The sequence below is a fragment of the Nocardia sp. NPDC004722 genome, assembly GCF_053601505.1.
The window spans coordinates 1-5,863 of record NZ_JBSGBY010000540.1 but is presented as its reverse complement, the minus strand read 5'-3'; the positions used below and the strand labels follow the sequence as shown (position 1 = coordinate 5,863).

Sequence of the window (5,863 nt, the reverse complement as noted above, 5' to 3'; positions counted from 1 at the left end):
GTCGAGGGCGTCGGTCTGGGCGGTGGCCTCGTTCGCGCCGGGACCGGTGGCCACGGCCGCCGCGCCGATGAAATCGCCCTTGGACAGGGCGTCGTTCATGCGCTGATGCGCGGCGCGCCAGCGGTCCAGGGCGGCCGTCGCGGTCTGCACCTCGGTCGCGCCGGGTTTGTCGGATCCGTAGCCGGACAGGATGTTCCGCAGCTTGCCGATGGCCTGGTCGTAGGTGCGGTCGTAGTCGGCGCTGGTGTCGCGCCGCACCAGCTTGAGGGTTTCGGCGGTGCGGGCCTGCTGGGCCAGGATGCGGCTCTGGGTGAGCGCGGTCGTCGGGATGCTGCCCGCGTCGCGGGCGTGCGTGGTGTCTACGGCCGAGATGAAGCCCGCCACGACCGTCCAGGCCAGCAGCACCACCATGGTCGCGGTGGCCAGCAGCAGTCCCGGATTGAGCACCCGATGCCAGCGCCGGAACAGGAACAGCTGCGCCACGATCAGCGCGGCGACCGCCAGCAGCGGCAGCAGGATGGCGGGCCACGGCGGCCGAACATGACTGTGCTGGGTGGCGGCGATGGCGGCGGAGCGATGCTCCTGCAACTCCTGCGCCTTCGGCAGCAGCGTCCCCTGCATGAGATTGGACGCCTCGCTCAGATAGGCCGCGCCGACCGGCTGCCCGCCCCGATTGTTGGTGCGCGCGGTCTCGATGATCCCGGTGTACACCGGCAGCCCGGTGGCGATGCCGCTGCGCAGCTGCGTATCGGTGTCCCCGTCACTGCGATTGGACTGGGTCACCAGTTCCGCGGCCGCCTCGCCGACCGCCTGGTTGTAGCGGTCGCGCACCGGCTTCGGTTCCAGCCCACCGGAAATGAAGGCGGTGCCCGCGGACGCGTCGGCCACCGACAGCGAGGTGTAGAGCCGCTGCGCGGAATAGGCGTCCGGCTCGGACTCGCTCAGCAGGACGTCGAGTGCCTGTTGCCGGTTGGTCACCGCGGTGGCGGTCACGATGCCCGCGGTGACGCACAGGCTCAGCAGAATCAGCCCGATGGCGATCAGTTTGGCGGGGGAGGACCGTGCGAAGGACCGTATTTCGGTGGTCGCGAAGCGTTCCCGCCACGCCGCCGCGGCCGCGCGTGGGGACAGCTCGTCGAGCCCCAACTCCTCGGTGCGTGCCATCCTCACCTCCCACTGACCGAAATCGAACGACCGACTCGTTGCTTTCGGATGAGCTTATTGTGGACGTACCGCTGCCGTGACGCGGGAAGGCCCGCGGTATGCCCGCCGAGCGCGAGGTGGGCGGGGCACGGCCGGTGAGCGATGGGATTGTGACTATGCGTGGTGACGGCGACGGTTGGGCGGAGAGTCCGGATGGCACCCGTCAATGGGGTCGCTACGGAGCTGCCGGACTGTTGCTGCGCGCCCCGCTGCTCGGCGGCGGTTCCGCCGTCCTGCTGCATCACCGCGCCGCCTGGACCCATCAGGGCGGAACCTGGGCGCTGCCGGGTGGCGCGCGCGACTCGCACGAGACCACCGTGCACGCCGCGGTCCGCGAGGCCGAGGAGGAGGCGGGCATCAAGCCGGGCTCGATCCGGGTGCGCGGCTCGCGCGTGACCGCGACCGCACCCAGCGGCTGGACCTACACCACGGTCGTCGCCGATGCCCCCGACCGGCTCGCGACCCGCGGCAACAAGGAGAGTCAGGGCCTGGTCTGGGTGCCCGAGGACGAGGTCGAGGACCGGCCGCTGCACCCCGGCTTCGAGGCGGCCTGGCCGCTGCTGCGCGCCGTGCCCACCCGGATCAGCCTGGACGGCCTCGCCGACACCGGCGCGGTGGCGGCCGCGTTGCCGCGCACCCTGGATCTGGCCGAGCACGGCTTCGTCTGGCTGCACTCGAACGGCGACGGGTCCGGTCGCACGGCCCGCCTGACCGTTTCCGGAACAGCGGCGGCCGATCCCGGCGTCGATGCGGCCGAATCCGATTCGGAACAGACCGATTTGGCCGGAAATGTGTTGTTGCTCACCCTCGATCAGGTGTTGTCTTGATGAGGTGAGCACGCGCGAGGTTCCCACCTACTGCCGGATCTGCGAGCCGCTGTGCGGCCTGATCGCCACCGTCGAGGACGGCCGCCTGGTCCGATTGCGCGCGGACAAGGAGCATCCGCTCTCCCGCGGCAACGCCTGCCCCAAGGGCATCGCGTTCACCGAACTCCAGAACGATCCGGATCGCGTGTTGCATCCGTTGCGGCGGATGCCGTCCGGCGAGTTCGAACAGGTGTCCTGGGATACCGCCCTCGACGAGATCGGGACGCGGCTGCGCGGCCTCATCGACGAGCACGGAATGGAAAGCCTCGGCTGGTATTTCGGCAATCCCTCCACGTTCTCCTACTCACACACCCTGTGGATGCTCGGGTTCCAGTTGGCCGCTGGACTGAAGCACGTGTATTCGGCGGGTTCGCAGGATGTGAACAACCGCTTCGTGGCCAGTCAGCTGCTCTACGGCTCGGCCACGTCCGTGCCGGTGCCGGATCTGGACCGCACCGACTTCCTGCTCATGTTGGGCGCGAATCCGCTGGTCTCGCACGGGAGTGTGCTGAGTGCGCCGCGCATTCGCGAGAAGCTCACCGCGATCACCAAGCGCGGCGGGCGCGTGGTCGTGGTCGATCCGCGAAACACCGAGACGGCCAAGCTGTTCGAACATGTCGGGGTGCGGCCCGATGGCGACGCGTGGCTGTTGGCCGCGCTGCTGCAAGTCATCTTCGAGGAGGGGCTGGAAGACGGTCAGGCGCTGCGCCGTCAGGCCGCCGGCGCCCGCGAATTACGCAATGCCGTCGCACGATTCACGCCGGAGTCGACCGCCACGGTGACCGGCCTCGAACCGGATCGGGTGCGCGCGCTGGCCCGGGATCTCGCCCGCGCCGACTCCGCCGCCGTCTACGGCCGCACCGGGACCTGCCTGGGCCGCCACGCGACCCTCGTCGCCTTCCTCATCGACGCTCTCGCCCTGGTCACCGGGAATCTGGACCGGCCCGGTGGCTCGGTGTTCGGCAAGGAACTGGTGGCGGTGTCGAAGATGAACGCCCGCATCGGGTTCGTCGCCTACGACAAGAACCGTTCCCGCATCGGCGGATTCCCGGACGTGCTGGGCACCTTCCCGGCGGCCATCATGGCCAAGGAGATCACCACCCCGGGCCCGGGGCAGCTGCGCGCCCTGTTCACTTCGGCGGGTAACCCGGTGTCCTCGGTCCCCAATGGCCGCGAATTGGCTTCCGCGCTCGAACAACTCGACCTGTTCGTATCCATCGACCTGTATGTCAACGACACCAACCGCACCGCCGACTACGTGCTGCCCGCCACCACATTCCTGGAGCGCGACGACATTCCGCTCCCGTTCACCGCGCTCTCCCCGACCCCGTACACGCAGTACACCGAGCGGGTGCTCGAACCCTACGGTGAGGCCCGCGAGGAATGGCGGATCATCGACGCCATCGCCACCCGAATCGGCGTGCAGCCCTTCGCCGTCGGGCCCGCACGCCCGGTGGGCCGCCTGCTCAGCACCCTGCGGCGGCGTGTCCCCGGCCTCGGCTCGGCCCGGCCCACCCCGACGATGCTGGCCGACCTGGCCCTGCGCACCGGGCCCTACGGCGACCTGTTCGGCCTGCGCCGCAACGGAATCAGCCTGCGCATGCTGCGGCGACACCCGCACGGCGTGGTGCTGGCCGACAACGTCACCACGGGCGTGCTGCGAGAGGTGGTGCAGCACAAGGACGGTCGCGTCCGCCTCGACCCGGACGAGATCATCCTCGAGCTGTCCACCCTCACCGTGCGCCCCGCCGACCCGATCTACCCGCTGCGCGTCATCGGCCTGCGCGAGTTGAAATCCCACAACTCGTGGATGCACAACCTCGAACCCCTGATGCGCGGCGACCGCGAACACGCCGCCCGCATCAACCCCAAAGACGCAGCCGTAGCGGGCATCTCCGACGGCGACCGCTGCAAGGTCACCTCCGCTCACGGCTGCATCGAAGTGACCGCCCGCCTCACCGAAGACATGGTCGAGGGCGCGGTAGCCATCCCGCACGGCTGGGGCCACCACGGCGGCTGGCAACTGGCGAACGCCGCCGGCGGCGCGAACGTCAACGACCTCATGTCCACCGACATCGCCGACGTCGAACAACTGGCAGGCATGTCCAACCTCAACGGCGTCCCCATCCGCCTCGACCCGGTCGGCTGATCAGCGGTCGTTTTCCAGGATCCGCTGCTTGATCGCCCGCGCGGCGGCGGTGGGGTCGCTGGCCTCGGTGATGGCTCGTACCACGACGATTCGGGTCGCGCCCGCGGCGAGCACCTCGGGGAGGCGGGCGTCGTCGATGCCGCCGATGGCGAACCAGGGGCGGCGGGTGTGGGAGTCGGCGGTGGAGCGGACCAGGTCCAGGCCCGCGGGGGTGCGGCCGGGTTTGGTCGGGGTGGCGTAGACCGGGCCGGTGCAGAAGTAGTCGATGTGCTCGTCGATGGCGGCCAGTCCGGCCTGCGCGCGGTTGTTGGTGGAGCGGCCGAGCACCACGTCGGGGCCCACGATCTGGCGGGCGTACCAGGGCGGCAGGTCGTTCTGGCCCAGGTGCAGCACGTCCACGCCCGCGGCGTGCGCGATATCGGCGCGGTCGTTGCAGGCGACCAGCGCGCCGTGGCGGCGGGCCACGGCCTTCAGCTCGGCCAGCGCGCCGAGCTCGCCCTTGGCCTCGAGCGGTCCGAACTGTTTCTCCCCGCGCGAGCCCTTGTCGCGCAGCTGGATGATGTCGACGCCCCCGGCCAGAGCGGCCTCGGCGAACTGCGCGAGGTCGCCGGTGTCGCGGCGCGCGTCGGTGCACAGGTAGAGCCGTGCGGTCGCGAGACGCTCCCTGGGGGATACCGGTCGGTTCGGGTGGGACGGTTGCACGACCCCGACGGTAGTCGCGCTACGGTGGTTGAGTCGAAACGACCCGTGGGAGCGCACCCGGCGCGAAGGCGCGCGACGCTCCCGGTGAAATTTCTGTTTCGAAGGGTATATATGCAGGTCCCGGAGGTGCCGGGACGAGTTAGGTGGATTCACATGCGGACTCTGGCCGTCGTCGGCGGCGGTGTGATCGGACTGTCGGCGGCCTGGCGGGCCGCCGGAGCGGGCTTTACCGTCACCCTCTTCGACCCGGCCGTGGGCTCCGGTTCCTCCTGGGTGGCGGGCGGCATGCTGGCACCCCTCTCGGAGGGCTGGCCCGGTGAGGACGCCGCCCTCGAATTCGGTGCCGCCTCCCTGGCCCGCTGGCCGGAATTCGCCGCTGACCTGCGCGAAATCACCGGCATCGAGGTCTTCGTCGCCGACCAGACCCTGACCGTCGCCCTCGACGCGGCCGACGCCGCGGACCTGCGCACCATCGCCGATTTCGTCAACGCCCACGAGCTTCCGGCACTCGCCGCGAAAGATATATCTGCGAAAGACATATCTGCCGTGGGTGATTCGGATCCCTCCGATTCCTCCGCCGAAGCGGATGCGGCCACCCGACTCCGCCTGCTGGATCGAGCCGGGGTGCGCGCCGCCGAACCCGGCCTGGGTCGTGGCGTGCGCGCCGCCCTGCTCGCCGTCGCCGAACCCGCGGTCGACAACCGCGCCTTGGTGGCCGCCCTGCGCGCGGCTTGCGTCGCGGCTGGGGTCGAGTTCCGCGCCGAGCGCGTCGAAGCCCTCGCCGACCTGCCGCACGACCGGATCGTGCTGGCCACCGGCGCCGCCGCCGCGCAGCTGTGGCCGAGCCTGCCGATCCGCCCGGTGAAGGGCGAGATCCTGCGCCTGCGCCGCCGCCCCAGCGCCCCGCCCCCGCCGCGCCGCGTGATCCGCGCCCGCGTGCACG

General features: G+C 70.5%; 5 protein-coding genes. 3 read left to right on the top strand and 2 right to left on the bottom strand.

Annotation, left to right across the window (positions count from 1 at the left end):
- Positions 1 to 1,164 (bottom strand): hypothetical protein (locus ACWELQ_RS35830; RefSeq protein WP_452401450.1); only part of this gene is annotated, 1,164 nt, incomplete at its 3' end.
- Between the two features lie 155 nt (positions 1,165 to 1,319).
- Between ACWELQ_RS35830 and ACWELQ_RS35825 the strand changes: the two genes are divergently transcribed.
- The gene (locus ACWELQ_RS35825) at positions 1,320 to 2,030 is read left to right on the top strand and encodes an NUDIX domain-containing protein (RefSeq protein WP_452401449.1); all 711 of its coding nucleotides are present in this window, start codon (positions 1,320 to 1,322) and stop codon (positions 2,028 to 2,030) included.
- A gap of 4 nt (positions 2,031 to 2,034) precedes the next feature.
- A complete protein-coding gene (locus ACWELQ_RS35820) occupies positions 2,035 to 4,218 on the top strand; it encodes a molybdopterin-containing oxidoreductase family protein (RefSeq protein ID WP_452401448.1) in 2,184 nt (727 codons plus the stop codon).
- On the opposite strand, the gene thiE is transcribed toward ACWELQ_RS35820, so the two are convergent.
- Positions 4,219 to 4,920 carry a thiamine phosphate synthase gene (thiE, locus tag ACWELQ_RS35815; protein ID WP_452401447.1) on the bottom strand — a complete coding sequence of 234 codons (702 nt, stop codon included), beginning with the start codon at positions 4,918 to 4,920 and terminating at the stop codon, positions 4,219 to 4,221.
- Positions 4,921 to 5,073: 153 nt separating this feature from the next.
- On the opposite strand from thiE, the gene ACWELQ_RS35810 reads away from it, so the two are divergent.
- Positions 5,074 to 5,863, top strand: a 790-nt coding sequence (locus ACWELQ_RS35810; protein WP_452401446.1) for an FAD-dependent oxidoreductase, incomplete at its 3' end; no start/stop codon positions are given.

Bases quoted from the DNA above. Each gene is read 5' to 3' on its own strand.
- ACWELQ_RS35825 (WP_452401449.1), top strand. From the start codon at position 1,320: ATGCGTGGTGACGGCGACGGTTGGGCGGAGAGTCCGGATGGCACCCGT.